This is a genomic window from Streptomyces sp. NPDC001108 (assembly GCF_053598535.1).
The window spans coordinates 56,466-81,716 of record NZ_JBSFKL010000012.1 but is presented as its reverse complement, the minus strand read 5'-3'; the positions used below and the strand labels follow the sequence as shown (position 1 = coordinate 81,716).

Genomic DNA, 25,251 nt, shown 5'->3' with positions numbered 1-25,251 from the left:
GAGCGGAACAGCACCTTGCTCCCGGGCCGGCCCCCTCCCGCCATCGCGGGCGGCCGCGGCGATCCGGTCAGGCGCGGCGTCCGGCCGCCTTCGCCTCGCCGTGGGCCCAGCCCGCGACGACCGCGCCCACCACCGCGGCGAGCACGTAGACGGTGAGACAGGCCGCGAATCCGCCCGGCAGCCGGCCGAGCAGACCTGTGTTGTCGTGGTCGACGAGCAGACGGATCGCGCCCTGCGCCCCGAGGACGAGGAGAACCGCGCCAAGGCCCTGAAAGATGTCGTACTTCATCGCGGCGCCTTCCGATCTTCAGAACTGCTGCTGCCCTGCGAAGTGCCACGCCAGAAGGGTTCCGAGGCAGCCGACGGAACCAGAACCATTGCAATGCACTTGCATTGTAATAGGATGGCGGTCTCGTTCGCAATGCGTTCGCATGGCGAACGGGGGAGAGGGAGGGACGGAGACGCCGTGCCGAAGATCGTGGATCACGAACAGCGCAGGAGGCGCCTGGTCGAGGCCGTCTGGGCGCTGGCGGTCCGGGGCGGGATCGAGCAGGTGACGCTCCGCAAGGTGGCCGAGGAGGCGGGCGTCTCCATGGGGCAGGTGCAGCACTACTACACGTCGATGCAGGCCCTGGTCCGCGACGCGCTCGAACGGGCCGTCCAGGCCGTGAACGCGAACATCGAGCACGCGGTCGCGGCGGCGGACGCGACGAGCCCGGAAGCCGTGCTCCGGGCCTGCCTCCATGCCCTGATCGGCCCCGACGAGGAGAGCACGCGACTCATGCGGTTCTCCCTGGCGGTGGCGGGCCGGGCCGTCTCCGACCCGACGATGGCCAGGGTCCTGGCTCCGGGCGACGACGAGCTGCTCTCCTTCACGGCCGGGCTCATCACCGCGGCCCGGCAGGAGCGGGGCGACGAGCCCCGCGGGGACGAGCGGACGGAAGCCGACATCTGCTGGTCGCTCGCGACCGGTCTCGGCGTGGACGTCGCCCTCGGGTACCGCTCGTCCGATGCCGCCGGGGACGTCCTCGGCCACCACATCGACCGGCTCCTGGAATCGCGGTAGCGCGCGTCGGCGGCCGGCTCGGCGACGCCTTCCCGGCAGTCGGCCCACCAGGGCGCGGCGCCCAGGCGGGGCCCGTACGTGTTGCGGGACGGAACGGAGCGGGGTCAGTCCCCGGTGGCCGCCCGCCGCAGCTGGGTGGCGGTTCCCTGCCGGTCGATCTGGATCCAGTACTCGACGATGAGCCCGTCCTCGACGCGGTAGACCGCGCTGGTCATCGTCGTGATCCGCGCGCCGGTCGGCGCATGGCCGCCCACCGGGCCGACGTGGCGCCCGTCCTGCGATCCACCGGGCGTAGACCCGGTCCCCTTCGGCGATGAGCTCGTCCACGGTCAGCGTGAAGGGGCCGTACGCGTCGAGCATCTCCTGGACGTGCTCGGTGTACTGCCGCGGCGTCCGCTCCACGACCTCCGGCGCCTCGGAGGCGACCTGGTGGGCCCGGACCAGGCCGGCCATGAAGTGCCCGGCCCGCTCGGGGTGCAGCCCCGAGCGCACCTGGAGGAGGAACTGGCGGACGGTGTCCTTGGCATTGTTCATGGGGACAAGTCTGGCATCCCGCGCATACACTCCCTGATCCGCATATCCCGGGCCTCCGAACTTGCCCTGGGGACCCCCGCGTTGGAGGCTGAGGCATGCGTGATCAGCCGACCTTCGTCCTTGTCCACGGAGCCTTCGCGAACTCGTTCTCGTTCGCGCCCCTCCAGGCCGAACTGGCCCTGCTCGGGCACCGTTCGGCCGCCGTCGACCTTCCGGGGCACGGATTCGGGGCGACCTTCCCCGTGGCCTACCAGGCGCCCCAGGACCTCGCCGCGCTCGCCTCGGAACCGGGGAGCATCAGAGGGGTCACCCTCGCCGACAACGCCGCCCGCGTGATCGAGACCCTCGAACGGGCCCGGCGGAACGGGCCCACCGTCCTCGTCTCCCACAGCAGGGGCGGCATCACCGCCACCGCCGTCGCCAACGCCCGGCCCGACCTGGTCGACCGGATCGTCTACGTCGCCTCCTGGTGCCCCGTCGAACTGGACGTGGCGGGCTACTACACCCAGCCGGAGATGGCGACCGTCGACCCGGCCGCCTTCCTCCCCGCCATCGTCGGGAACCCGGCCGAACTCGGCCTGCTGCGGACCAACTTCCGCACCGCCGACCCGGCGGCGCTCGCCGCGTTCAAGCGGGCCTTCGCCGCCGATCTGACCGATGACGAGTTCCGGACCCTTCTGAACACCTTCCAGCCCGACGAGAACCTCGACGCCGGTACGCCCGCCGACCGGGCCCGGGCCGAGACCTGGGGGCGGATCCCCCGGACCTATGTGCGGCTGGCCGCCGACGCCGGCGTTCCGCCCGCCGTCCAGGACCGCATGATCCGCGAGGCCGACGCGCTCACCCCCGACAACCCCTTCGACGTGCGGACGCTCGAAGGGAGCCACCTGCGCTGGCTCGTCCACCCGAAGCCCGCCGCCGAACTGCTCGCGGGCCTCGCGGACTCCCCGGGGCTCACGGCGGGCTGACCGGTTCGGCGCGCTGACCGGTACGCCGCGCAGGGCGGGCGGCGCGGCTCACGCGGCGGACGGTCCGGCGGTCTCCCAGACGAATCCGTCCGGGTCGGTGAACGGGGCGCCGGTCGAGCCGCCGAGGGCGATGCGGTGCGAGCCGGTGCCCTCGGCGGGGACGCCCAGGTCCTTGGCCAGACCGCCACGCTTGTACAGGGCCAGCTTGACCGGGTCGGAGTCCTCGGCGGCGAACTCCGCGTACTTGCCGCCGAAGCTCTTGGCCACCGTCAGGCCCAGGTCGGCGTAGAACCGGCGGCTCGCCCTGACGTCCTCGACGCCGAGCAGGAGGACGAGCTCGTCGATCCGGCGGGTGGCCGGGCCGGTGTCCTTCTTCGCCGAGGTCGCGATCTTCCAGATCGTGCCGTCCGGGGCGCGCACGACACCGCCGTAGCCCCACATCGACTTCGTGGCGGGCTTCAGCACCGTGGCCCCCGCGTCCACCGCGTCGGCGACGAATCCGTCGACGGTGGCCGGGCCGGACACCGTGAGGGCCAGGGTGAAGCCGCGGAACCCGGTGGAGTCCGGATCGGACGTGCCGGATGTACCGGACGCGCCGGACGCCCGCAGCCGGATCCGCGACTCCACGCCGAAGGCGGTGTAGAAGCGGCGGGCGGCCTCGGGGTCGGCCACCTCAAGAGTGACGGAGGTGACGGACGTGACGGACGCGGGGAAAGTGGTGGTTGCCATGGATCCCACGTTAGGGAGGACCGGGTGGCGGGGGCTTCTCGATTCCTGATCGGTTCTCCCTCCGGCCCGGTCCGGGGGCCGAACTCCGCCGGTCCCCCCGCCCTCGGCCTGTCAGGATGGCCGTATGGCGGACACAGGGAAGTCGACCGTGGGGACCATGGCGGTGCGCCGCCTCGATCTGGGCTACTTCGTCCGGCCCGCCGAGGAGGTCGGCGGCCCGCAGCCCAGGGTCGAGCCCGTCCTCGCCTACCTGGTGCGCCACGAGCGCGGACTGCTCCTCTTCGACACCGGCATCGGCGACGCGGACCCCGGGACCGAGGCGCACTACCGGCCCCGGCGGCGGCCCCTGCGGGACGCGCTCGCGGCGGCCGGGGCCGACCCGGCGGACATCTCCCTGGTCGTCAACTGCCACCTGCACTTCGACCACTGCGGCGGCAACCCCCTGCTGGCCGGCCGCACCGTCCTGGTCCAGGACGTCGAGCTGGCCGCCGCCCGCCGGGGCGGCCACACCTTCGAGGAGCTGGTCGACTTCCCCGGCGCGCGGTACGAGGAGCTCTCCGGCGAGGCGGAGGTCTGGCCCGGGGTCCACATCGTCCCGACGCCCGGACACACCGAGGGGCATCAGTCGCTGGTCCTGCGCCGGAACGACGGCACCGTGGTCCTCGCCGGTCAGGCGCACGACTTCGCCTCCGAGTTCGCCTCCGGCCAACTGGCCCGGCGGGCCGCCCTCCAGGACGTGCCCCCGCCGCTCCCCCCGTACCCGCCCTGGCTGGACCGGCTCGCCGACTTCGACCCGCGGCGGGTGCTGTTCGCCCACGACTGCTCGGTCTGGGAACCCGCGGAAGGGCAGCCCGACGAAGGCCCGTACGGCGCGCCCCCGGCATGGATGTGAGGCCGCTGGTTGACCTTGCCCCTGGGGGAGCCCGCAGCATCGGTGGGGCCGGGCGCCGCGCCCGGCGCGAGGAGGGACCGGCATGGGCCTGTTGACCATCGGGGTGTTCGCGAAGGCGTCCCGGCTGTCGCCGAAGGCCCTGCGGCTCTACGACGAACTCGGACTGCTGACCCCCGCCCGGGTCGACCCCGTGACCGGCTACCGCCACTACGCGCCCGAGCAGTTGGAGCAGGCCCGGCTGGTCGCCTGGCTGCGGCGGATCGGGATGCCGCTGGCCCGGATCCGGCGGGTCTGCGCGCTGGAGCCGGAACCAGCCGCCCAGGAGATCCGCTCGTTCTGGGCCGGCGTCGAGGCCGACACCGCCGCACGGCGCGATCTGGCCGCCTTCCTCGTCGACCATCTGTCACGGAAGGACCCCGCCATGACCGCGACCACCGCACCGCTGGAGATCCGTTACGCCGCCCTCTCCGACACCGGGCTCGTCCGCGAGCACAACCAGGACACCGCGTACGCCGGTTCCCGGCTGCTCGCCGTCGCCGACGGCTTCGGCGGTACGGGAGCCCCCGCGAGCGCCGCCGCCGTCGACGCGCTCAGGCGGCTCGAAACCGGCGGCGTCCCGGCGGGCGGCCTGCTCGACGCCCTTCAGGACGCGGTCGAGCAGGCCGCGCGGGCCGTACAGGACGTCACCGGAACCGGTACGGGCCCGGACGCGGACACCGCCTCCGGGGCGGAGGCCGGGACCGGGACCGGCGCCGGGACCACGCTCACCGCGATGCTCTGGACCGGATCGCAGCTCGCCCTCGTCCACATCGGCGACTCCCGCGCCTACCTCCTGCGCGACGACGAGCTGTTCCGGATCACCGACGACCACACCCTGGTGCAGTCCCTCGTCGACGAGGGCCGCCTCACCCCGGAGGAGGCCGCCTCCTCCCCGCAGCGCTCGCTGCTCCGGCGCGCCCTGGGCCGGGGCGCCGACGACACCCCCGATCTGCGCCTCCAGGACGCCCGCCCCGGCGACCGGTACCTGCTCTGCTCGGACGGCCTGTCCACCGTCGTACCGTCCGACGCGATCCACCGGACCCTCGCCGGTACGCCGGAGCCGGAACGGGCCGTCCGCGCGCTCGTCGGCCTCGCCAACGCATCCGGCGGGCCCGACAACGTGAGCTGCGTGGTCGCCGACGTCGTGGGCTGACCGGCCCGCGCCACGAACCCGTACGGGGCCGGACCCGGACCGGCCCGGCCCCGTACGCAAACGGAGGCGACGATTCGGCCCGGGTGAGCGATGCTGCACCCCATGATCGCCTCGCAGAACGACCTGAACCCCGACCCCGCTCCCGTACCCGCGCCCTCGGCCGGCCCCGGCGTCTTCGCGCTGGGCGGCACCGTCACCGTCCCCCGGCTCGGCTTCGGCGCCATGCAGCTTCCGGGACGGTGGAGCGGCCCGGCGGGCGACACCGAGAAGGCCCTGGCCGTGACGCGGCGCGCGGTGGAGCTCGGGGTGCGGTACATCGACACCGCCGCCTTCTACTTCTCCCCCACCCACCGGGCCAACGACCTGCTGCGCGAGGCGCTGTTCCCGTACGCCCCGGACCTCGTCATCGCCACCAAGGTCGGCCCGCTGCGGGACGAGACCGGCGAGATGTACGCCGAGGCCCGCCCCGACCAGCTCCGCGCGGAGGTGGAGCGGAACCTGGAGGACCTGCGGGTCGACACCCTCGACCTGGTCCATCTGCGGGTGGGCCGGCTGGGCGCGGGGCTCGACGACCCGCTCGGCGAGCGGTTCGAGGTGCTGGCCGCCCTGCGCGAGGAGGGGCTGATCCGGCAGCTCGGCGTCAGCAATGTGACGGCCGACCAGCTCGCCGAGGCCCGGTCCATCGCCCCGGTCGTCGCCGTGCAGAACCGGTTCGGCGTACTCGACCAGTCCGATTCCGGGCTCGTCGACATCTGCGCGGACGCCGGGATCGCCTACATGCCGTTCTTCGCGCTCGGCGGCGGGCACACCCCGCTCGACAGCGAGGGCGTACGGACGGTGGCCGCCCGGCACGGCGCCACGGAGCACCAGGTCGCCCTCGCCTGGGGCCTCGCCCGCTCCCCCTCGATCGTCCAGATCCCCGGCACCGCCTCGCTCGCGCACCTGGAGCAGAACATGGCCGCCGGACGGCTGGCCCTCGACGCGGAGGACCTGGCCCTGCTCGGCCGCCGCGGCTGAATCACGACAGCACCGCACGGCCGGGGCTCCGGGTCCGCGCCCGGAGCCTCGGCCGTGTCCGTGAAAGGCCCTGGGGCGTGTTTCGAAAGTAGCGTCGTCTGCCCGGAGGGCAGGCCCGGGGGTGTCCGGTGCGTGCGATCGCAAGGCGGAGGGTCACCCCGATACTGGATGTATCGGGGTGATCCCGACAACGCGGCGAGCGTGCGTGCCGGGCGCCCCCGGGCAGACGGGACTTTCGAAACACGCCCTAGGATCCGCCCATGGCTATCGACCCCGGATACACCTGCTCCCGCTGCGGCGAACACCACGCGGAACTCCCGATGGGGTACTCGACCATGGCGCCCGACGTCTGGGACGCGAGCCTGGAGAGCGACCCCGACAGCATGCTCTCCTCCGACCAGTGCATCGTCAGACACGAGCACTACTTCATCAAGGGCCTGATCGAGATACCCGTCTCCGGCAGCCCGGAGCCGTTCTCCTGGGGCGTGTGGGTCTCGCTCAGCCGGGAGAACTTCGGCCGCGCCCTCGACCGCTGGCAGACCCCCGGCCGTGAGTCGGAGCCGCCGTACTTCGGCTGGCTGAGCACCGAGCTGGGGCTGTACTCGCCCCGCACCACCAACCTGAAGACCAATGCCCACACCCGCGCGATCGGTCTGCGTCCCCGCATCGAGCTGGAGCCCACCGACCACCCGCTCGCCGTGGAACAGCGCACCGGCATCACCCTCGACCGGGTCCGGGAGATCGCCGAGGCCGTACTCCACGGCGACGACGGCACGACCGGCTGAGCCAAGGCCCATGTGACTCGCTGAAAGGCGGGGCGGTCAGCCGTCAGCCGCACTCGCCCAGCCCGTCCCGCAGCTGTGCGAAGGCCAGCGCGGCCGCCTCGACCGCCTCCCCGTACACCCGGTCCGCCCGCTCCCCCGCGTCCATCCGCCGCCAGTTCTCCAGGGCCAGCACCCGCAGGACGGCGACGATCTGGCCGGCCGCCAGCCGGTCCCGCATCCGGCCGCCCAGCGCGGCGGCGAGCGCCGCCTCCGAGCGGCTCCGGTAGGCGGACATCCCGGCCGCCAGGGACGGCGCCGCGTACAGCATCCGCTGGTACGCCAGCACCTCCGGTACGTCGCAGAGCCCGGTCACCGGGTCGCGCCGGTCCAGGCCGTCCAGGAAGTTGCGGTGCAGGGCGTCGAGCGGGGACTCCGTGCCGGAGCGCCCGGCGACCACCCGGGCCGACTCGTCCTCGTGGTCGGCGAACCGGTGCAGGGCCAGGTCCTCCTTGGCCGGGAAGTACCGGAAGAGCGTCGGCTTGGAGATGCCCGCCGCGGCCGCCACCTCCGCCACCGAGACCTGGTCGAATCCCCGCTCCAGGAAGAGCGCGATCGCGGCGTCGGAGACCGCCTGGTACGTCAGCCGCTTCTTCCGCTCCCGCAGCCCCAGCCGCTCGTCCCCGAACCGCCCGGCACCCGCGCCCCCGGCCACGTCACCGCCCCTGCTCCCGCCGTCCACGTCCATGGCCCCGAAGCGTACGCGGGACGACACGGGACGGTCCCCGGGCCGGTCAGAACATGTCCGGGCACCAGGCGCGTCGGGCCGCCCGGAACATCCCCTCGGCGACCGCCACCGCGCCCTGCCGCCGCTCCTCGATCCGCCCCAGCGCGGCCAGCCGGACGGGGGACTCGTCGCCGAGGTAGAGGGTGCCCAGTTCCCGCACGTCCAGCGCGAGGTCGGCGTCGTCGGTGGTGGGGGTGCAGGCCGCGGCGCCGGAGGCGGTGGCTTCGAGCCGGTAGCGCCCGCCGGCCAGGCCCGCCGCGTCGTGGATGTCGAGGACGAGCGTGCCGGGCACCGCGTAGCTGCGGGCCTCCAGGGCGGCGACGACGTCCAGCACCCGCACCCACAGGTAGTCGGCCTGGGTCACCACCCGGGCCGCGCGCGGGTCCGGCAGGAGGAGCGGCACCAGGTCGTCGGGGGCCCGGTTGCCGGTCCGGACCTTGGTGATCCAGTCGACCGAGCAGAGGTAGTGCCACAGCGCTCGCTCGGCGGCCGGGGTGGTGGCGATCAGGCTCGACACCGTGGCGGTGTTCAGTGGCTGCTTGGCCTCGCTCCAACGGGAGTCGGCACGGTAGACGAGCAGGCCGTCGGGCTCGCCGTCCGCGTCGCTGTGGAGCACGTAGAAGGGCTCCTTCCAGGCGAAGGGGCCGGCCACGTTCTCGCCGGTGTTCACCTCCCACCAGCGGGCGTCCCGGTCGATCACCCCGTGCTGCCGGGCGCGCAGCCGGTCGTGGACCGCCGGGCCGAGCTTGCGGACGGTCGCTCCGTCGACCAGGTCGATCCGGCCGTCCCCGGGTCCGGCGGGGACCGGCCGGTGCGGGTCGAGGCCGCTCCTCGGCACGTCGATCTCCCAGTCGGTCGTCCAGACCGCCGGGCCGAAGCCGAACCGCCCGTAGATCGGGTACTCGGCGGCGACCAGCGTGGCGACCACCTCGCCGCGCTCCTTGGCGTCGGCCAGGTCCGCGTCCATCATCCGGTGGAGCAGGCCGCGCCGCCGGTGGGTGGGCGAGACCGTGACGTTGGAGATCGCGTCGGCCCGCACCACCCCGCCGCCGACGACCGTCAGCTCCTGCGCGAAGGAGCGGTACGTGGCCACGCACCGCCCGCCGTCGAACGCCCCCCGCGTGCGGTCGAGGTCGGTGTACGGAAGCCGTTTGCGGGCCTCCTCCGCCGCCTCCTCGGCCGTGGTCGGGCGCAGGAACCCGGCGTGCTTGGCGCGGGTCCAGTCGGGGAGTTCGGCAGCGGTGATGGTACGGACGTCAAGGGCCATGCGCGCCACGCTAGGTGCCCCGGCCCGCACTGTCGCCCCGTTTTCCCCCAGCCACCGGAATCGACCGGAAGCCGCTGGTCAGCAGCGGGCCGGCGGCGGGTCAGAAGGCCGCCCGGACCTCGCCGACCTCCCGGTCGCCGCCCATCAGCGGGGCGCGGCCGATCCGGTCGACCACCGGCGCGTCGACGCCGAGCAGCCGCAGCGCGCGGGACAGCACCGGGCCCAGCACCCGGATCGCTCCGTCGTCCACCTTGAAGGCCAGCGCCCGGCCGTCCGCCAGCGCCACCGCCTGCACCGCCTCGGCCCCCATCTTGGAGAGTGTGCCGGGCACCTCCCGCATCAGCCAGGTGTCGGGGCGGCGCGTCCCGGCCACGTACTCGGGGTGGGCGCGCATCGCGTCGCCGACCCGGCGCTCCGGCGTCCCGGGCTCCGCGAGCACGAACGTACGGAAGGCCCGCGCCAGGCCCACCAGGCTGATCGCCATCAGCGGCGCCCCGCACCCGTCCGTGCCGACCGCCGTGACCGGCTCGCCGGCCGCCTCCTCGACGCCCCGGTGGACGAGCTGCTGGAGGGGGTGGGCCGGGTCGAGGTAGCCCGCCCGGTCCCAGCCGTTGAGCGCGCAGGCCGCGAGCATCGCCGCGTGCTTGCCGGAGCAGTTCATCGTGATCGGCGCGCGGACGTGGCCCGCGGCGAGGTACGCCTCCGCCTCCACCGGGTCCAGCGGCAGGTCCGGCGGCGTCCGAAGGTCCTCGGGCGTCAGTCCGTGCTCAGCGAGCATCGTGCGGACGAGCTCCAGGTGGAAGGGTTCGCCGGAGTGGCTCGCGGCGGCCAGGGCGAGCCGCTCCCCGGACAGGTCGAGCCCGGCCCGCAGCACGGCCGCGGCCTGCATCGGCTTGTTGGCGGACCGGGGGAAGACCGGCGCCGTCGGGTCGCCCAGCGACCACTCCACGCTGCCGTCGGCGGCCAGGACGACCAGGGAGCCCCGGTGGTGGCCCTCCACGAAGCCGGACCGTACGACCTCGGCCAGGACGGGGAGCTCCGGGGACACGGGAGGTATGGCGGCGGGGGCGGCGGCGCTGGAGGACATGGATGGACCTTCCGGGGACTGGCGTACCCGCCCCCGGAAGGATCGCTTCAGGCGAGCAGGTCGTCTACTTGGGCTTCCCCGTCACGGTACCTGCGGGCGATCTCCGCGCTGCAATCGTCGGCGGTGCGCTGGAGGTGGTGGCGGCGGCGGGAGACCTGCTGCTCGTAGCGGACCAGGCGCCCCATCGCGGTGTGCAGCTCCTCGTCCGTACGGGCGTCGAGGTCGGAGAGTTCGACCTCGGCGAGCGTCTCGGCGGCCAGCCGGCGGTACTCGTCGCTGCGCGGCGTGGTGAGCGTGACGTGCCGGGCGGAGGAGCGGTGGCGGGACGGGGTGTCGGCGAGGATCTCCGAGAGCCGGTCGACCACCGGCGCCTCCGGACCCAGCCGCCGGGCCAGCTCGGCGCGGAGGATGTCGATCCGGCCCTGGACGAGCCGGCGGACATAGCTGAGGTCGGCCTCGTCGCGCTGCGAGTCGCGGCGGAGCGTGCGCAGTTCCGGCAGCCGCAGCGCGCCCAGGGGCGGGGTGGTGTCCATGTGCGGGGAGCCCGGTTCGGCCCGCGCGTCCCCGGAATCGTGGCCGGTACGCTGCACGGGTGGGCGCATGGTGCTGGTGCTGGCACCGGCGCCGGTGGGCGTGACCGGCACGGCGCCGGGGGACTGCCCGGTTCCATAGGTACTCATGCTTGTGTCCATCCCCTCGACCGGTGCGTCGGCGCACCGCCTCCGAGCATGGTGCCACCTGGCCGGGTCCCATGTGGATGCTCTGTACCCGTTCAGCCCAAGATAGGTTGGTCTGTATGCGTGCAGTGGTACAGAGGGTGGACGGCGCGAGCGTCACGGTCGCCGACGGTACGGACGGGGTGGACGGCCCCCGGGTGGTCGGCGAGATCGTCGGCGAGGGGCTGTGTGTGCTGGTGGGGGTCACCCACGAGGACACCCCGGAGAAGGCGGCCCAGCTCGCCCGGAAGCTCTGGTCGCTCCGGATCCTGGAGGGCGAGAAGTCCTGCTCCGATGTGAATGCACCGCTTCTGGTGATCTCTCAGTTCACCCTCTACGGGGACGCCCGCAAGGGCCGCAGGCCCACCTGGAACGCGGCGGCGCCCGGCGAGACCGCCGAGCCGCTCGTCGACGAGGTGGTGAAGCAACTGCGGGCGCTGGGCGCGCGGGTGGAGACGGGCCGGTTCGGGGCGAGCATGCGGGTCTCGCTCACCAACAACGGCCCGTTCACCGTCCTCGTGGAGATCTGACCGGGGCCTGGACCATTGCCCGGTCCGGAGCCGGAGCCGGGTCCGGGTCGGCCTGTCGGCCTACGGCTCGACGACCGTTTCCTGGGCGGCGGCGGTGTCCCCGGCGAGCAGCGGGGCGTCCACCGCGACGTTCCGCTTGACCAGGGCCAGCGCGATCGGCCCCAGCTCGTGGTGGCGGGCGGACGTGGTGACGAAGCCGAGCTGGCGCCCCTCGGCGCCGTCCGCCGCGAGCCGGACCGGGGTGCCGTGCCCGGGCAGCACGACCTCGCTGCCGTCGAGGTGCAGGAAGACCAGCCGACGCGGCGGCTTGCCCAGGTTCTGCACCCGGGCCACCGTCTCCTGGCCCCGGTAGCAGCCCTTCTGGAGGTGGACGGCGGTGCCGATCCAGCCCAGCTCGTGCGGGATGGTGCGGTGGTCGGTCTCGAAGCCGAGCCGGGGCCGGTGCGCCTCCACGCGCAGCGCCTCGTAGGCCAGGACCCCGGCCACCGGGCCGTTCTCCGCCGCGTACGCCGCCAGGTCCATGCGGGGCAGGAAGAGGTCGCGGCCGTACGCCGTCTCCCGTACCGGCACGCCGTCCGGGGCCTTCGCGATGGAGCCGGCCGGCAGGTGCACCACGGCGACGTCCTCGGTGCGGTCGGCGACCTCGACCCGGTAGAAGAACTTCATCGACTCCAGGTAGGCGACCAGCTCGCCCTGGGTGCCCGGCTCGGCGTGCATCCACACGGTCTCGCCGTCGTCGACGAGGTAGAGGGCGTGCTCGATGTGCCCGTTGGCGCTGAGGATCAGGGCCTCGGTGGCCTGGCCCGGGGCGAGGTCGCTGACGTGCTGGGTGAGCAGCAGGTGCAGCCAGGACAGCCGGTCGCTGCCGCTGACGGTGATGACGGCGCGGTGCGACAGATCGACCAGGCCGGAACCGTCGGCGAGGGCACGCTGCTCGCGGAACAGGTCGCCGTAGTGGGCCGCGACGCCTTCGTCGCGGCCTTCGGCGGGGACGGCGCCGGGCAGGGACAGCAGGGGGCTCTTCATGCGACCAGCGTACGACGCGGTGCGCCGGGGCCCTCCGGGGTACGCGGGAGGGTCACGGGCGCCGGGACGCGGGGTCCTGCGCCGACCCGACCTGCTCTCCCGCCCCGCCCTGCTTCGCCGCGCATCCGGCGCAGCGGCCGAAGATCGCGAAGTGCTTCATGTCGGTCTCGAACCCGAAGTCGGCGCGGAGCCGGGCGGTGAAGTCGGCGACCACGCCGAGATCCGCCTCGATGACGTCCGAGCAGTCCCGGCAGACCAGGTGGATGTGGTGGTGCCGGTCGGCCAGGTGGTAGGTGGGCGCCCCGTGCCCGAGGTGGGCGTGGCTGACCAGACCCAGCTCCTCCAGGAGCTCGAGGGTCCGGTAGACGGTGGAGATGTTCACCCCGGAGGCGGTCCTGCGCACTTCGGAGAGGATGTCGTCGGGGGTCGCGTGCTCCAGCGCGTCGACGGCTTCCAGGACCAGCTGCCGCTGCGGCGTCAGCCGATAGCCGCGCTGCCGGAGATCGGTCTTCCAGTCGGTGCTCACCACAGGCCCAGTGTAGGACCGGACCCGCACCCCTCCGCCGCGCTTGCGGGAAGAATGCGCACGGCCGTACGGATTCTCGTGGCCCGTACGGCCCGTGTGCCCGTGCGGGCTACTTGAAGAAGGCGATGCCGTCGTCCGGCAGGTCGCCGAGGTTCTTCGCCATCGCCTCGACCTCTTCGGGGGTGACGACCTTCTTCAGGTGCGCCGACATGTACGGGCGGAGCTCCACCTCGGGGGTGGCCTTCTCGCCGACCCACATCAGGTCGCTCTTCACGTAGCCGTACAGCCGCTTGCCACCGCTGTACGGGCCGGAGGCGGCGGTGCGCGCGACCGCGTCGGTGACCAGGTCGATCTGGGGCTTCTTGTCGGCCAGCTCCCCGTACCAGATCTCGATGACGCCCTGGTCGCGGACCATGACGACCTCGACCTTGCGGTCCTTGTCGATGCGCCAGTAGCCGGACTCGGTCTCCAGCGGCCTGACCTTCTTGCCCTCGGAGTCGAGCACCCAGCTGCGCGAGACGTACTCCAGGAAGTCCCGGCCGTCGTGGCTGAAGGTGACTTCCTGGCCGAAGTTGCACTGCTCGGCGCCGGGGAAGTCGGAGACTCCCGCGCCCGCCCAGTTGCCGAGGAGGAAGGCCAGCGGGACGAGGTCCGGGTGCAGGTCGGACGGGATCTCGATCATGAACGGCTCAGGCGATCTGTGAGGTGGGGGCGAGGATGGGTGCGACGTCGGACGTGACACATCGGGTGCGAGGTGTCACGACGCCGCGGGGGGGTACCCGTGGTGGCCGGGCGGGCCCGGGGGGTCAGCGCTGGCCCTGGTACAGCTTCTTCACGCTCAGGCCGACGAAGGCGAGAACGCCGACGCAGACCAGGACCAGCAGGGCGGAGAAGAATGCCTCAAGCACGGGAACTCCTTGCAACGAGCGTTATGGCAGCAGTACGGGCCGGGCCCCAGCCTAATGGGTTGGGGCCCGGCCCGCCGGTCCGGGGCCGCTGCCCGGGGGACGGGACCGGACGGCGGCCGGGACCGGTCAGCCCAGCAGCTGGGCCTGGAGGATCATCGTCTGGTGGAACGGGACGGCCGGGGTGGTCTCCTTGCCGGTGCCCTCGCGGGACTGGACGACGAGGGCGAGGGTGTCCCCGCCGACCAGGTACCCGTGGCGCACCCGTGCCTCGCCGTACGGCTTCTCCTCGTCGAACACGTAGGGCGCGACGCCCTCCACCTTTCCGCCGCCGTTCCACTCCTCGTCGAGGACCGAGTCGGACACCCCGGTCAGCGGGGTCTCCACACCGCTCTCGGTGATCAGGTCCAGGAAGCCCTGGGCGAAGGCCGTCGAGTTGAACCGGACGAGGTAGATCCGGGTCGACGTGCCGTCCGGCATGGTCCAGCCGCGGGCGACGGCGTGACGCGGCGCCGCGTCCCTGAGCGCCGCCCGGAGCTTGGAACGCCCCTTCTTCTCGTACGCGGAGAGGTACGTGTCCGTGCTCACCCAGCCGCCGTCGAGTTTCTTGTCGACGGTTGCTCCGGCCGGGGCGGGCAGCAGCAGGCGCCGCAGGTCGGCGTGGTGGACCTCGCCGGGGTTGCCCTCGCTGTACGGGCGGGGCGCGCCGTCCGGGAGCGCGGGCAGGCTCAGCTCGGGGTAGTCCCAGCGGCCGTCGCTCTCGGTGGCCAGGCCGGGTACGTCGGTTCGGTCCATCGAGGCGATGCCGTACGCCGTACCGACGCCGAGCCCGACGAAGACCGCGGCGACGACGGTGTACCGGGCGACGGCCCGCAGGATCCGCCGGGGCGGCTTCGGCGCCGACGGATCCTGCGGGCCGGCGGCCTCGGCGGTGTCGGCACTCCCGGCGGCGACGGCCGGATCGGCGGCCGCGACCGGCTCGGCCTGTGCGGCGGGCTCCGGGGCCGGGTCCGGTACGGGGTCGGCGGGCGTGCGGGTCGACTGCTCGGTCATACGTACTCCCCCGGGGACGTGAGGTGGTCGATCTGGTCCTTCAGGAGGTCGGCGACGGCCGTCCGGTCGAACGGCTTGGTCCCGGACGCCCTGAAGGTGATGCTCATCTCGCCGTCGTACGCGAAGCAGTCCATCGACGCGATGTCCTCGCCACTCTCCTTGCGGGGGGTGAAGCACGTGGCCTTCTTGGCGTGCTCCTTGATCTTCGGCCCCTCGCGGAAGAGGTCGAGGGCCCCCATGAGGCCCGTCCGGAAGCCGTAGAGGTCCCGGACCACCTTCCGGTTCTTCACCCGCGTGATCTCCGTGCTGATCATCAGGGTGTTGCCCTCGTCGACATAGGTGCGGACGGCGATGCCCTCGATGTGGAGCTTGTCGATCCGCTCCTCGTAGGCGCGGCGCTCCTTGCCCGCGAGGCCCCTGGCGCCCTGCTTCATGGCGGCGGCGGCGCGCTTTCCGCTCAGCTCGCCGTCGTTGCCGAGGTCCCGCTGGTCGGGGCCGAGCCGGTAGCCGGACGGGACCGGCAGCAGCAGCTTGCTGAGCTCGGTGGAGACCCGGCCCCGGGCCGCGTCACCAGCGGGGTCCTTGCCCGGCTTCTGCGCGGGCTCCGCCCAGAGGCGGGTCGGGGTGCTCCGGTCGGCGCCGTCCACGGTGAACTTGACGTACGCGGCGGAGAGCACGACCCCGGCGAGGGCGGTCGCGACAGGGAGCCAGACGAAGGCGGCCCGGCGGAACCGGCCGGGGCGGGCGCAGGTCTCGGCGGACGGGGTCCCGGTGTCCGGGGCGGAGGTGGCGGTGCTCTCCTCGGGCGCGGCCGCCTGCGGGGTCACGTCGTTCACAGGCGCTCCAGCTGTCGTTCGGCCAGCGTCCGGATGTCCTTCTTGCTGATCGGCACGGTGTCGTAGAGGTGGATGTCGGCCATGATGTCGCCCCGGTACATGGTCGCCCTGGCGTGGTAGAGGGGCATGTAACCGGGTTTCCGCTCGACCCCGTAGAGGTAGTAGCGGCCGATGCCGCTGCCCTTGATCGCGTCGCCCTCGTTGCCCGCGCCGATCTCGCTCCCGGACATGTACGCGAGCTGGTCCTCGGCGAACTCCCGGGCCGCCTGCACGGACGACGGGCGGAACTGCACGAGCTGGACCGTGGCGTTGGCGTACTGCCCGCGCTTCCAGGCGGCGGCCGCGACGCGGCGCACGTCGCTCTCCAGGAGGTACTCGTACATGCCGCCCTCGTCCTTGTAGGAACGGGCGTAGATGTCCGGGCTCGCCCAGCCGTCGACGATGCCCAGCTCCAGCGGGTCGTCGCTCCAGCCCGCGGGCCGGTTGATGAGCAGCTTGCGCAGGTCGCCGTCCGTCTTCGCCCGGCGGTCCTGGGACACGGGCAGCGGGTCGGGGGCCTTGCCCGGGGGCAGCGCCTTCGCCGGGTACGCCAGTCCGGGCTGGGACAGGGCGGGCAGCGGGGTCGGGGCGCGGCGGTCCTGGATCTCGTAGCCCGCGGCGGTGCCGACCCCGATGCCGAGCACCGCGGCGACGGCGACGAGCAGCGCCGTACGCCCGCGCGGGCGCTTCATGACAGGGGCGGCGGGCTCGGCGGATGCGGCCGGTTCGGCGGGTGCGGCGGGCGGCTCCGGAAGTTCGGCCCGCTCCGGCCGCTCGGACTGCTCGAACTGCTCGGACTGCTCGTCAGAAATGGTGTCTTTTGGTTCCAATGGAGGTCCCCCCACGAGACCTGAGGCGCGAGTTCCGTTACCCGCGCATCCACCTGACCTTCACCGTGTGAAGAAGGTTGCCCGCCCGCCGATTACAGTTCGGCATATGTCGAAGAAGCTCGTGATCAAGGTGACCGCAGGTGCCGACTCCGCCGAGCGGTGCTCGCAGGCGTTCACGGTGGCCGCGGTCGCCGTCGCCAGCGGGGTGGAGGTCTCGCTCTGGCTGACCGGGGAGTCGTCCTGGTTCGCCCTGCCGGGGCGCGCCGCCGAATTCGAGCTGCCGCACGCCGCGCCGCTGCCGGACCTGATCGAGTCGATCCAGGCGGGTGGCCGGATCACCCTGTGCACGCAGTGCGCGGCCCGGCGCGACATCACCGAGCAGGACGTGCTGCAGGGGGTGCGGATCGCCGGGGCGCAGGTCTTCGTCAGCGAGATCATGGCCGACGGCGTCCAGGCGCTCGTCTACTGACACCGGCACCCGTCACCGGCCCGGCCGCCCGGGTCAGTGGCGCTTCTTGCCGTCGAGTTCGTCCCACCACTCGTCGGACTGCGGGTCGCCGGACGGGTCGTCCCACCAACGGTCGTCCGGCCCGCGCCGGTTGGCGACCATCGCCGCCACCGGCGGGATGACCATCGCGACGACGCACATCACGATGGCGGCGGGCATCGACCACAGCCGGACGAACGACCAGGCGGACACGAAGAGGACGATGCAGACGCCCATCATCAGGAAATAGCCGCGACGGCGTCGCGCGTACATGCTTCCAGAGTAGGCCCGGCCGCCCCCGGTGGCAGTGCGCCGGGGGCGGTGCGTGCAGCGCGAGGGGCCGTACCCCGGATCAGGAAGGCGTCCAACCCCCTGGGGTACGGCCCCTCGGCCGTTCATGGCCCGTACGGAACGGTGTCCGTACGGGGCGGTGTCCGTACTAGACGGCGATGGCCACCTCGGAGAGGCCGCCGGTCTGCGCGACCACGGTGCGGTCGGCGCTGCCGCCGGGGACCAGGGCGCGTACCGTCCAGGTGCCCTCGGCCGCGTAGAAACGGAACTGTCCGGTGGCCGAGGTCGGGACCTCGGCGGTGAACTCGCCGGTCGAGTCGAGCAGGCGCACGTAGCCGGTGACGGGCTCGCCGTCGCGGGTCACGCTGCCCTGGATGGTGGTCTCACCGGGCTTGATGGTCGAGGCGTCGGGGCCGCCGGCCTTCGCTCCACACATGGGATTTTCGTCCTTCGGGTCGGGGTTCGTGCTGGTCCGGGTCGCGCGGAGTTACTTGTTGGCGCCGAGCTCGATCGGCACGCCGACGAGCGAGCCGTACTCGGTCCACGAACCGTCGTAGTTCTTGACGTTCTCCTGGCCGAGCAGCTCGTGCAGGACGAACCAGGTGAGCGCGGAGCGCTCGCCGATCCGGCAGTACGCGATGGTGTCCTTCGCGAGGTCGACCTGCTCGGACTCGTAGAGCGCCTTGAGCTCCTCGTCCGACTTGAAGGTGCCGTCGTCGTTGGCGTTCTTCGACCACGGGATGTTGCGGGCGCTCGGCACGTGGCCGGGGCGCTGGGACTGCTCCTGCGGGAGGTGCGCCGGGGCGAGGAGCTTGCCGCTGAACTCGTCGGGCGACCGGACGTCGACCAGGTTCTTGTTGCCGATCGCGTTCACGACGTCGTCGCGGTAGGCGCGGATCGACTCGTCCTGCGGCTGGGCCTTGTACTGGGTGGCCGGGCGGGACGGGATCTGGTCGCCGTCGACCAGGTCGCGGGAGTCGAGCTCCCACTTCTTGCGGCCGCCGTCGAGCAGCCGGACGTCCTGGTGGCCGTAGAGCTTGAAGTACCAGAACGCGTAGGACGCGAACCAGTTGTTGTTGCCGCCGTACAGCACGACCGTGGTGTCGTTGGCGATGCCCTTCTCCGACAGCAGCTTCTCGAAGCCGGCCTGGTCGATGAAGTCGCGGCGGACCGGGTCCTGGAGGTCCTTGGTCCAGTCGATCCGGATCGCGTTCTTGATGTGGTTCTTCTCGTAGGCCGAGGTGTCCTCGTCGACCTCGACGAGGGCGACCTGCGGGTCGTCGAGGTGGGCCTCGACCCAGTCGGCGTCTACCAGGACGTCACTGCGGCTCATGCTGTTCTCCTCCGGGGCAGTCTGCGGCGAGATGATGCGGGACGGTGCGGGGTGCGGGTGCGATGCCGGGCACGGCCGTGCGGCGTGCGGCGCCCGTGCGACGGCGATCGGAAAGGGGCCCCGACTTCGGTCGGAAGGGCCGGGAGCGCGGGGTGCCGGAGCGCCCGCTCAGACAGTGCGACAGAGCATGGCGGCGACGCGGCACAGGTCCACTGCCCGCCGCTTCGTGAGATCCGCCCGGCCCCGCTGAGGGAGCCCGCCAATAGAGCACTGCATGGAACCGATCGTAGGGAGGTCCGGGCGGCCATGTCACCGCCGTATCGAATCCTGATACACGATCGTCCGCATCGCGGGACGCGAAAGGGCCCGACGCCCCTCACGGAGCGGCCGGGCGACGCCTCTGCGGGGCGGCCATCTACGGACCGGACGCGCGCGTCTCACTATGTGGTGCGAGGGGGTGGTGGACGGCGCGCGGCCCGGACGGGCGCGATCCGCCCGCGAGCGGTGGGCGGGTTCAGCCCGCGAGCCGTACCTCGGTGCCGGTCACCGAGATCTCCAGGCCGTCCGCCGTGGGCTGGATCCGCTGGAGCTTCAGGCCGCTGGGCAGGCCGCCGACCCCCCGGTCGAAGTCGGTCTTGCCGCGCACCAGCCCCTCCAGCCCGGGGATGCCCTCGCCCGGCACCTTGTCGGCGCGGACCCGGACGGTGTCGCCGTCGACCAGCGTGACACTGGAGAGCACGCTGCGCGAGAGCGGGCGGCCGAGGATGTCGACCGTTCCGGTGACCTTCACCTTGCCGTTGCCGCCGTACTCGACGACGACCCCGTCGCTGGCGGCCTTGGTGAGGTCCTCGTAGGAGACGACGGCGGTGCCGGTGGCGCGGGTGGCGGTGGCGGCGGTGTAGTTGTCGGTCAGCCGCACGTCGTGCAGGGCCGCCTCCATCCGGCTGATCCGCAGGCGGCGGCCGTTGGCGTCGGTCTCGATGCCGGTGATCCGCACGTCGACCTCGTCGAAGCGGCTGTCGGCGGCCTGGGTGAGGAAGGGGAAGCCCTTGATGGAGACGTCCGCCGAGCCGATCGTGGCCCCGGTGATCTTGATCCGTCCGGCGGCCTCCGACTCCGCGAAGTACACCGCCGCCCGGTCGGCGGCGACGAAGACGCCCCCCAGGATCACCACGACGACCAGCAGTATTCGCAGTGCGCGCATGCCCGCTCTCTCCCCCACCCGCAGTCCGGCCCGGCCCGGAGACGCCCACGCCGTCCACAGGTTGTGCACGGCTCGTGCGTGGCGCCCCAGAAGATCGACGAGCATAGACCCCCGCCCGGTTCCCTGGACGGGAAACCGGGCGGGGCGACGGAGGCGGGAGCGGGTCGGCCGTTACGCGACCAGGCGGCCGATCAGGTAGACGGCGGGCGCCGCGGCGGTGAGCGGCAGGGCCACCCCGGCGGTCATGTGGACGAAGCGCGACGGGTAGTCGTAGCTCGCCACCCGCAGCCCGATCAGCGCGCAGCCGCCCGCCACCAGGCCGATCAGCACGCCCTTGGTACCCAGGTCGGTGAGGGCGCCGCCCGCGGCACCACCGGCCGCCGCGACGAGCAGCGCGGCCACGACGGAGACCGGACCCGGCAACGGCAGCGCACGGACCAGCGCCGCGACCGCGACCGCGACCGCACCGGCCACCACCGCGTCCGGGACCGCCGCGATATGGCCGCCGGCCAGGACCGTCAGGGCCGCCGAGGCGAGGGTGGCCATCAGCCCCTGCATCCGCTCGTCGGCGCTCGCCCGGCTGCGCAGTTGGAGGACCAGGGTGAGCAGCACCCAGACGCCGAGGGTGCCCAGAAGGGCGGCCGGGCCGTTCTCCCGGCCCGCGGCGAGCAGCGCCACGTCGGCGACGAGGCCGCCCGCGAAGGCGAGCGCGATGCCCTGCCGGGCCGGCCACATGCCGTTGAGCCGGAACCATCCGGCGGCGGTCAGCGCCTGGAGCAGCACCAGCGGCACGACCAGGGCGTACGAGCCGATCGCGGCGCCCAGGGCGATCAGCAGCCCGAGCGCGGCGGTGATCGCGGCGGGCTGTATCCCCGGCGCGATGATCGGCGAGCGGCCCTCGGCGCGGGCCCGCTGGGCGTCGGTGATCCGGCTGTTGCCCACGGTGGTGGGCGCGCTGTACCCGTCCGCGTCGAGCGCGGGGGCGGGAGCGGGACCGGCGTCGGCGGACCCGGTGGCGGGCCCGGCGACCGGCTGCGCGACCGGCACCTCGGGCGGCAGCGGGTACGAGCCCGAGGCTCCTTGGGGCGGCACCGGCGGCAGGTAGGCGGTCTCGGCGGCGTCCGGGGCGGGCTGCGGGTGCTGGGCCTGCGGTGCCTGGTGCGCCTGAGGATGCTGCTGATGGTGCGGGTGCTGGGCCTGGTGGGCCTGGTGGGCCTGGTGGGCTTGCGGGTCCGGCTGGGGCTGCTGCGGGTACGGGGACTGCTGCGCGGGCTGGACCGGCTGGAGGTACTGGGTCGGCTCGGCGTGCTGCGGGGGCGCGGCGGCCGGCTGGGGGCGCTGGATGACCGGCTGGTACTGGGTGTCCCAGGTCTGCCCCTCCCAGGTCTGCGCGACGGCGGGGTCCGGGGCGGCCTGGGCGGTGGCCGGTTCCTGCGGGTACCCGCCCGGCCAGGACTGCCCCTGCCCCTGCCCCTGGGCCTGGGCCTGGGCCTGGGCCTGGGCCTGCTGCTGCCCCTGCGGGGCGGTTCCGTACGCGTCAGACCCGTACGACTGACCGCCGTAGGACTGACCGCCGTACGACTGGTCCCCGTACGGCTGACCGAGCGGCTGGCCGGCATGCGGCTGACCGCCGTACGACTGGTCGCCGTGCGGCTGACCGGCATGCGGCTGCTGCGTGCCGTACGCCGGGTCGTGGCCGGGAGCGGAACCGGGACCGGGGCCGGGGCCTGGACCGGGGCCGGGGCCGGGAGTGTGCCCGTAGCCGGGGTCCTGGCCGTAGGGGTGCTGCTGATCGTTGCTGCTCATGTTCTGCGGTTCATCCTCCTGCGAACGGCGGGAGCACCTCGACCGTGCCGCCCTCGGCAAGGCGTACGGTCTCATGGCCACGGGTGCCCACGGGGTCACCGTCGATGAGGAACGAGCACCGCTGAAGCACTCGGGTGAGCTCTCCGGGGTGCCGTTGACGCACCGTGTCGAGCGCCTCGGCCAGGGTCCGAGCCGTGCACGGCTCCTCCGCGATTCCGGCCGCGGCCTTGGCGGCGGCCCAGTAGCGGATCGTCACCGTGGACATGGCACCGCTCCTCTCGTCTCGTGCCGTCCCGTCTCCGGTCGGCTGTCCATCATGGGTCACGCCGTGACCGCCCAGTCGGCGATCCGGGTGAGCAGGTTCTCGTCCGCGGCGTTCTCGGCGTGGCCCATGCCGGGTTCCAGCCAGAGTTCGGCGGCCTCGCCCGCCGCGGCGGCCAGCGAGCGCGGGTGGTCCAGCGGGAAGTACGCGTCGCGGTCGCCGTGCACGATCAGCAGCGGCGCCGGGGCGATCAGCCGGGCGGCCTCGACCGGGGGCATCGGCACCGGGTCCCACGGCCCCCGGGCTATCCGGGTGCGCAGACCGTACCGGCCGGCCAGCCGGCCCGTCGGGCGGGTGACCAGCCAGTGCACCCGGCGCATCGGCGCCGTACCCCGGTAGAACCAGCGCGCCGGGGCGCTCACCGCCACCACCGCGTCCGCGCCCTCCGCCGGCCGCCCCGCGTAGAGCGCACCGTGGCGCAGCACCACCGAGCCGCCCATCGAGAAGCCCACCGTCACCACCCGGCGGTGCCCGAGCGACCGGGCCCACGCCACCGCCGCCGCCAGGTCCCGCACCTCGCGGTCGCCGACCGTGGACCGCCCGCCGGACCGGCCGTGCCCCCGGAACGAGAAGGTCACCACGGCCGCCGCCCGCCCCGCGAACACCCCGGCCGCCCGCCGCACCGCGGGCCGGTCCACCGATCCGGTGAACCCGTGCGCGACCACGATCACAGTCCCGGCGCCCGCCCCGTCCGCAGTACCGTCGAAGGATGCCCCCGGCTCGTACATCGCCTCGATCCGCACCCCGTCGTCGGTGCGCAGAAGCGTCCGCAGAGCGGCCCTCGGCGCCGTACGCGCGGTGGCGTCCGGGGCCGTACGCGGGAGAGCGGGCGTGATCGAGGGAACAGAAGAACGCCCGATCGACCCCTCGGACACAGAAGTCATGTGGGCTATTGTGCTGGGAAGAGGATCCGGGCAAAGCAGCCCCCGGGTCCTTTTGTGCGTTCCGGACGTTGTTACGGCGACGTTTCCACAAACTCAGCATCCATCGGAACCCGCACGACGAACCGTACGAAGAAGTGCCGCATACTCCCCCGGGTCCGGCCCGGGAGTGCCCCTCTCGCAGGGAACGAGGAGGACCGACGTCATGGGCGAGCGAACCGCACACCATCATCGACCGACGCCCCGGGCAGGTGGGCGTCGATGAGTTCACTGCTGCTTCTCACCAACGCGCTCCAACCGTCGACGGAGGTGCTCCCCGCGCTCGGCCTGCTGCTGCACAGCGTGCGGGTGGCGCCCGCCGAGGGCCCCGCGCTCGTCGACACCCCCGGTGCCGACGTCATCCTGATAGACGGCCGCCGCGACCTCCCCCAGGTGCGTTCGCTCTGCCAGTTGCTGCGGTCCACCGGGCCGGGCTGCCCGCTGGTCCTCGTGGTGACGGAGGGCGGGCTCGCCGCCGTCACCGCCGACTGGGGCATCGACGACGTGCTGCTGGACACGGCGGGACCGGCCGAGGTCGAGGCCCGGCTGCGGCTGGCCACCGGGCGACAGCAGCTCGCCTCCGACGACTCCCCGATGGAGATCCGCAACGGGGACCTCTCGGTCGACGAGGCCACGTACAGCGCGAAGCTGAAGGGGCGGGTCCTGGACCTGACCTTCAAGGAGTTCGAACTGCTCAAGTACCTGGCACAGCACCCGGGCCGGGTCTTCACCCGCGCGCAACTGCTCCAGGAGGTCTGGGGCTACGACTACTTCGGCGGCACGCGCACCGTCGACGTCCACGTACGGCGGCTGCGGGCCAAGCTCGGCCCGGAGCACGAGTCGCTGATCGGGACGGTCCGCAACGTGGGCTACCGCTTCGTGGTGCCCGAGAAGGCGGAGCGCACCGCCGAGGAGGCCAAGGGCAGGGGCAGGGCCGCCCCGGCGCGGGACTCCGGGGCGGCGACCCCTTCGGAGGTGGCCCGTTCGGAGCAGCCGGTCGGTGCCGGGGCGCGGGAAGAAGCCCCGGTCCGCCCTGCCGGACGGTAGGTATATCCGCGTAGACTGCCGCGCGTGGCCAAGGTGACGCGGGACGATGTGGCGAGACTGGCGGGGACGTCGACCGCGGTCGTCAGCTACGTCATCAACAACGGACCGAGGCCGGTCGCCCCGGCCACGCGCGAGCGGGTGCTCGCCGCCATCAAGGAGCTGGGTTACCGGCCGGACCGGGTCGCCCAGGCGATGGCCTCGCGGCGCACCGACCTAATAGGGATGATCGTGCCGGACGCCCGGCAGCCGTTCTTCGCGGAGATGGCGCACGCGGTCGAACAGGCCGCCGCCGAGCGCGGGAAGATGGTGCTGGTCGGCAACTCCGACTACCGCGACGAACGCGAGGTCCACTATTTGCGGGCCTTCCTCGGCATGCGGGTCTCCGGCCTGATCCTGGTCAGCCAGGGCCCCAGCGAGCGGGCCGCGGCCGAGATCGAGGCGTGGGACGCGCGGGTGGTGCTGCTGCACGAGCGGCCGGAGGCGATCGAGGACGTCGCGGTCGTCACCGACGACGTGGGCGGCGCCCAGCTCGCCACCCGTCATCTGCTGGAGCACGGCAACGCGTACGTGGCGTGCTTCGGCGGCGTGGAGTCCACCCCGGCGGTCGGCGACCCGGTCGCCGACCACGTCGAGGGCTGGCGCCGGGCGATGCAGGAGTCCGGGCGGTCGACGGAGGGCCGGCTCTTCCAGGCCCCGTACAACCGCTACGACGCCTACAAGGTGGCGCTGGAGCTGCTCGCCGGGCCGGACCGGCCGCCGGCCATCTTCTGCTCCACGGACGACCAGGCCATCGGCGTGCTGCGGGCCGCCCGCGAGCTGCGGATCGACGTGCCGGGGGAGCTCGCGGTGGCGGGCTTCGACGACGTGAAGGAAGCCGGGCTGACCGATCCGCCGCTGACCACGGTCTCCTCGGACCGCCCGGCGATGGCGCGGGCCGCGGTGGACCTGGTGCTCGACGACTCGCTGCGGGTGTCGGGGTCGCGCCGGGAGCGGCTGAAGCAGTTCCCGTCCGCGCTGGTGGTACGGCGCTCCTGCGGCTGCGGGGAACCGGCCCTGGGCCCGAGGTAGGCCCCGGCGGCC

Annotated in this window: 31 protein-coding genes; 10 read left to right on the top strand and 21 right to left on the bottom strand. The window is 73.1% G+C overall.

What is annotated here, in order from left to right:
* Positions 1 to 67: 67 nt before the first annotated feature.
* Positions 68 to 289 carry a hypothetical protein gene (locus ACWC97_RS24880; protein WP_352278991.1) on the bottom strand — a complete coding sequence of 74 codons (222 nt, stop codon included), beginning with the start codon at positions 287 to 289 and terminating at the stop codon, positions 68 to 70.
* 177 nt (positions 290 to 466) lie between these two features.
* On the opposite strand from ACWC97_RS24880, the gene ACWC97_RS24875 reads away from it, so the two are divergent.
* On the top strand, positions 467 to 1,066 hold the full coding sequence (locus ACWC97_RS24875) for a TetR/AcrR family transcriptional regulator (protein ID WP_450651630.1): 600 nt from the start codon (positions 467 to 469) through the stop codon (positions 1,064 to 1,066).
* A 104-nt stretch (positions 1,067 to 1,170) separates the two neighbouring features.
* Here ACWC97_RS24875 and ACWC97_RS24870 read toward each other — a convergent pair whose 3' ends face one another.
* Positions 1,171 to 1,320, bottom strand: coding sequence for an ester cyclase (locus ACWC97_RS24870; protein WP_450651628.1), 150 nt, complete (start codon positions 1,318 to 1,320; stop codon positions 1,171 to 1,173).
* 375 nt (positions 1,321 to 1,695) lie between these two features.
* On the opposite strand from ACWC97_RS24870, the gene ACWC97_RS24865 reads away from it, so the two are divergent.
* Positions 1,696 to 2,568 (top strand): alpha/beta fold hydrolase, encoded by an 873-nt coding sequence (locus tag ACWC97_RS24865; protein ID WP_352278987.1) that lies wholly within the window; start codon positions 1,696 to 1,698, stop codon positions 2,566 to 2,568.
* A gap of 48 nt (positions 2,569 to 2,616) precedes the next feature.
* On the opposite strand, the gene ACWC97_RS24860 is transcribed toward ACWC97_RS24865, so the two are convergent.
* Entirely contained in the window at positions 2,617 to 3,297 is a 681-nt protein-coding gene (locus ACWC97_RS24860; protein WP_352278985.1) for a glyoxalase, read from the bottom strand.
* Between the two features lie 157 nt (positions 3,298 to 3,454).
* Between ACWC97_RS24860 and ACWC97_RS24855 the strand changes: the two genes are divergently transcribed.
* The 4 genes from ACWC97_RS24855 to ACWC97_RS24840 all read left to right on the top strand — a co-directional run bounded on the left by ACWC97_RS24855 (position 3,455) and on the right by ACWC97_RS24840 (position 7,183).
* A complete protein-coding gene (locus ACWC97_RS24855; protein ID WP_450651785.1) occupies positions 3,455 to 4,189 on the top strand; it encodes an MBL fold metallo-hydrolase in 735 nt (244 codons plus the stop codon).
* Positions 4,190 to 4,271: 82 nt separating this feature from the next.
* On the top strand, positions 4,272 to 5,381 hold the full coding sequence (locus tag ACWC97_RS24850; RefSeq protein ID WP_450651626.1) for a MerR family transcriptional regulator: 1,110 nt from the start codon (positions 4,272 to 4,274) through the stop codon (positions 5,379 to 5,381).
* 102 nt (positions 5,382 to 5,483) lie between these two features.
* Positions 5,484 to 6,398, top strand: coding sequence for an oxidoreductase (locus ACWC97_RS24845; RefSeq protein ID WP_352278981.1), 915 nt, complete (start codon positions 5,484 to 5,486; stop codon positions 6,396 to 6,398).
* A gap of 260 nt (positions 6,399 to 6,658) precedes the next feature.
* On the top strand, positions 6,659 to 7,183 hold the full coding sequence (locus ACWC97_RS24840; RefSeq protein ID WP_352278979.1) for a DUF2199 domain-containing protein: 525 nt from the start codon (positions 6,659 to 6,661) through the stop codon (positions 7,181 to 7,183).
* A 43-nt stretch (positions 7,184 to 7,226) separates the two neighbouring features.
* Here ACWC97_RS24840 and ACWC97_RS24835 read toward each other — a convergent pair whose 3' ends face one another.
* The 4 genes from ACWC97_RS24835 to ACWC97_RS24820 form a co-directional block, all read right to left on the bottom strand.
* Complete coding sequence (locus ACWC97_RS24835; RefSeq protein ID WP_450651624.1) at positions 7,227 to 7,907, bottom strand: TetR family transcriptional regulator; 681 nt, start codon at positions 7,905 to 7,907, stop codon at positions 7,227 to 7,229.
* 46 nt (positions 7,908 to 7,953) lie between these two features.
* The gene (locus ACWC97_RS24830) at positions 7,954 to 9,213 is read right to left on the bottom strand and encodes a GNAT family N-acetyltransferase (RefSeq protein WP_450651623.1); all 1,260 of its coding nucleotides are present in this window, start codon (positions 9,211 to 9,213) and stop codon (positions 7,954 to 7,956) included.
* Positions 9,214 to 9,313: 100 nt separating this feature from the next.
* Entirely contained in the window at positions 9,314 to 10,300 is a 987-nt protein-coding gene (locus tag ACWC97_RS24825; protein ID WP_352278974.1) for an asparaginase, read from the bottom strand.
* Between the two features lie 47 nt (positions 10,301 to 10,347).
* Complete coding sequence (locus ACWC97_RS24820; protein ID WP_352278972.1) at positions 10,348 to 10,980, bottom strand: RsiG family protein; 633 nt, start codon at positions 10,978 to 10,980, stop codon at positions 10,348 to 10,350.
* Between the two features lie 116 nt (positions 10,981 to 11,096).
* Here ACWC97_RS24820 and dtd point away from each other — a divergent pair, with 116 nt between their 5' ends.
* On the top strand, positions 11,097 to 11,546 hold the full coding sequence (gene dtd, locus ACWC97_RS24815) for a D-aminoacyl-tRNA deacylase (RefSeq protein WP_352278970.1): 450 nt from the start codon (positions 11,097 to 11,099) through the stop codon (positions 11,544 to 11,546).
* Positions 11,547 to 11,606: 60 nt separating this feature from the next.
* Here the strand turns inward: dtd and ygfZ are convergent, their stop codons facing one another.
* From ygfZ to ACWC97_RS24785, 6 genes are all read right to left on the bottom strand, one after another.
* Positions 11,607 to 12,572 (bottom strand): CAF17-like 4Fe-4S cluster assembly/insertion protein YgfZ, encoded by a 966-nt coding sequence (gene ygfZ, locus ACWC97_RS24810; RefSeq protein WP_385215507.1) that lies wholly within the window; start codon positions 12,570 to 12,572, stop codon positions 11,607 to 11,609.
* A gap of 52 nt (positions 12,573 to 12,624) precedes the next feature.
* Positions 12,625 to 13,101: a Fur family transcriptional regulator gene (locus ACWC97_RS24805; RefSeq protein ID WP_450651620.1), complete on the bottom strand. Its 477-nt coding sequence runs from the start codon at positions 13,099 to 13,101 to the stop codon at positions 12,625 to 12,627.
* Positions 13,102 to 13,207: 106 nt separating this feature from the next.
* The gene (locus ACWC97_RS24800; RefSeq protein ID WP_352278966.1) at positions 13,208 to 13,780 is read right to left on the bottom strand and encodes an FABP family protein; all 573 of its coding nucleotides are present in this window, start codon (positions 13,778 to 13,780) and stop codon (positions 13,208 to 13,210) included.
* A gap of 352 nt (positions 13,781 to 14,132) precedes the next feature.
* Positions 14,133 to 15,056 carry a hypothetical protein gene (locus ACWC97_RS24795; RefSeq protein ID WP_352278964.1) on the bottom strand — a complete coding sequence of 308 codons (924 nt, stop codon included), beginning with the start codon at positions 15,054 to 15,056 and terminating at the stop codon, positions 14,133 to 14,135.
* Positions 15,053 to 15,892, bottom strand: coding sequence for a hypothetical protein (locus tag ACWC97_RS24790; RefSeq protein ID WP_450651618.1), 840 nt, complete (start codon positions 15,890 to 15,892; stop codon positions 15,053 to 15,055). The genes ACWC97_RS24795 and ACWC97_RS24790 overlap by 4 nt, the downstream gene beginning before the upstream one ends.
* Entirely contained in the window at positions 15,889 to 16,761 is an 873-nt protein-coding gene (locus tag ACWC97_RS24785) for a hypothetical protein (RefSeq protein WP_450651616.1), read from the bottom strand. The genes ACWC97_RS24790 and ACWC97_RS24785 overlap by 4 nt, the downstream gene beginning before the upstream one ends.
* Positions 16,762 to 16,867: 106 nt before the next feature.
* Here ACWC97_RS24785 and ACWC97_RS24780 point away from each other — a divergent pair, with 106 nt between their 5' ends.
* Positions 16,868 to 17,230 carry a DsrE family protein gene (locus tag ACWC97_RS24780; protein ID WP_450651614.1) on the top strand — a complete coding sequence of 121 codons (363 nt, stop codon included), beginning with the start codon at positions 16,868 to 16,870 and terminating at the stop codon, positions 17,228 to 17,230.
* Between the two features lie 33 nt (positions 17,231 to 17,263).
* Here ACWC97_RS24780 and ACWC97_RS24775 read toward each other — a convergent pair whose 3' ends face one another.
* The 8 genes from ACWC97_RS24775 to ACWC97_RS24740 all read right to left on the bottom strand — a co-directional run bounded on the left by ACWC97_RS24775 (position 17,264) and on the right by ACWC97_RS24740 (position 23,088).
* A complete protein-coding gene (locus ACWC97_RS24775; protein ID WP_352278957.1) occupies positions 17,264 to 17,521 on the bottom strand; it encodes a DUF3099 domain-containing protein in 258 nt (85 codons plus the stop codon).
* 166 nt (positions 17,522 to 17,687) lie between these two features.
* A complete protein-coding gene (locus ACWC97_RS24770; protein WP_030925040.1) occupies positions 17,688 to 17,975 on the bottom strand; it encodes a DUF1416 domain-containing protein in 288 nt (95 codons plus the stop codon).
* A 51-nt stretch (positions 17,976 to 18,026) separates the two neighbouring features.
* Positions 18,027 to 18,872 carry a sulfurtransferase gene (locus ACWC97_RS24765; protein WP_352278956.1) on the bottom strand — a complete coding sequence of 282 codons (846 nt, stop codon included), beginning with the start codon at positions 18,870 to 18,872 and terminating at the stop codon, positions 18,027 to 18,029.
* Between the two features lie 168 nt (positions 18,873 to 19,040).
* Positions 19,041 to 19,148: a putative leader peptide gene (locus ACWC97_RS24760; protein WP_350983699.1), complete on the bottom strand. Its 108-nt coding sequence runs from the start codon at positions 19,146 to 19,148 to the stop codon at positions 19,041 to 19,043.
* A 238-nt stretch (positions 19,149 to 19,386) separates the two neighbouring features.
* Positions 19,387 to 20,076 carry an LmeA family phospholipid-binding protein gene (locus ACWC97_RS24755; RefSeq protein WP_450651612.1) on the bottom strand — a complete coding sequence of 230 codons (690 nt, stop codon included), beginning with the start codon at positions 20,074 to 20,076 and terminating at the stop codon, positions 19,387 to 19,389.
* A gap of 171 nt (positions 20,077 to 20,247) precedes the next feature.
* Entirely contained in the window at positions 20,248 to 21,882 is a 1,635-nt protein-coding gene (locus tag ACWC97_RS24750) for a hypothetical protein (protein WP_450651610.1), read from the bottom strand.
* Between the two features lie 10 nt (positions 21,883 to 21,892).
* The gene (locus tag ACWC97_RS24745) at positions 21,893 to 22,147 is read right to left on the bottom strand and encodes a MoaD/ThiS family protein (RefSeq protein ID WP_352278951.1); all 255 of its coding nucleotides are present in this window, start codon (positions 22,145 to 22,147) and stop codon (positions 21,893 to 21,895) included.
* Between the two features lie 56 nt (positions 22,148 to 22,203).
* Entirely contained in the window at positions 22,204 to 23,088 is an 885-nt protein-coding gene (locus tag ACWC97_RS24740; protein WP_450651608.1) for an alpha/beta hydrolase, read from the bottom strand.
* Positions 23,089 to 23,346: 258 nt separating this feature from the next.
* On the opposite strand from ACWC97_RS24740, the gene ACWC97_RS24735 reads away from it, so the two are divergent.
* Both ACWC97_RS24735 and ACWC97_RS24730 read left to right on the top strand, forming a co-directional pair.
* A complete protein-coding gene (locus ACWC97_RS24735; RefSeq protein ID WP_352278949.1) occupies positions 23,347 to 24,171 on the top strand; it encodes a winged helix-turn-helix transcriptional regulator in 825 nt (274 codons plus the stop codon).
* A 24-nt stretch (positions 24,172 to 24,195) separates the two neighbouring features.
* Complete coding sequence (locus ACWC97_RS24730) at positions 24,196 to 25,239, top strand: LacI family DNA-binding transcriptional regulator (RefSeq protein WP_352278947.1); 1,044 nt, start codon at positions 24,196 to 24,198, stop codon at positions 25,237 to 25,239.
* The last annotated feature ends 12 nt before the right edge of the window (positions 25,240 to 25,251 follow it).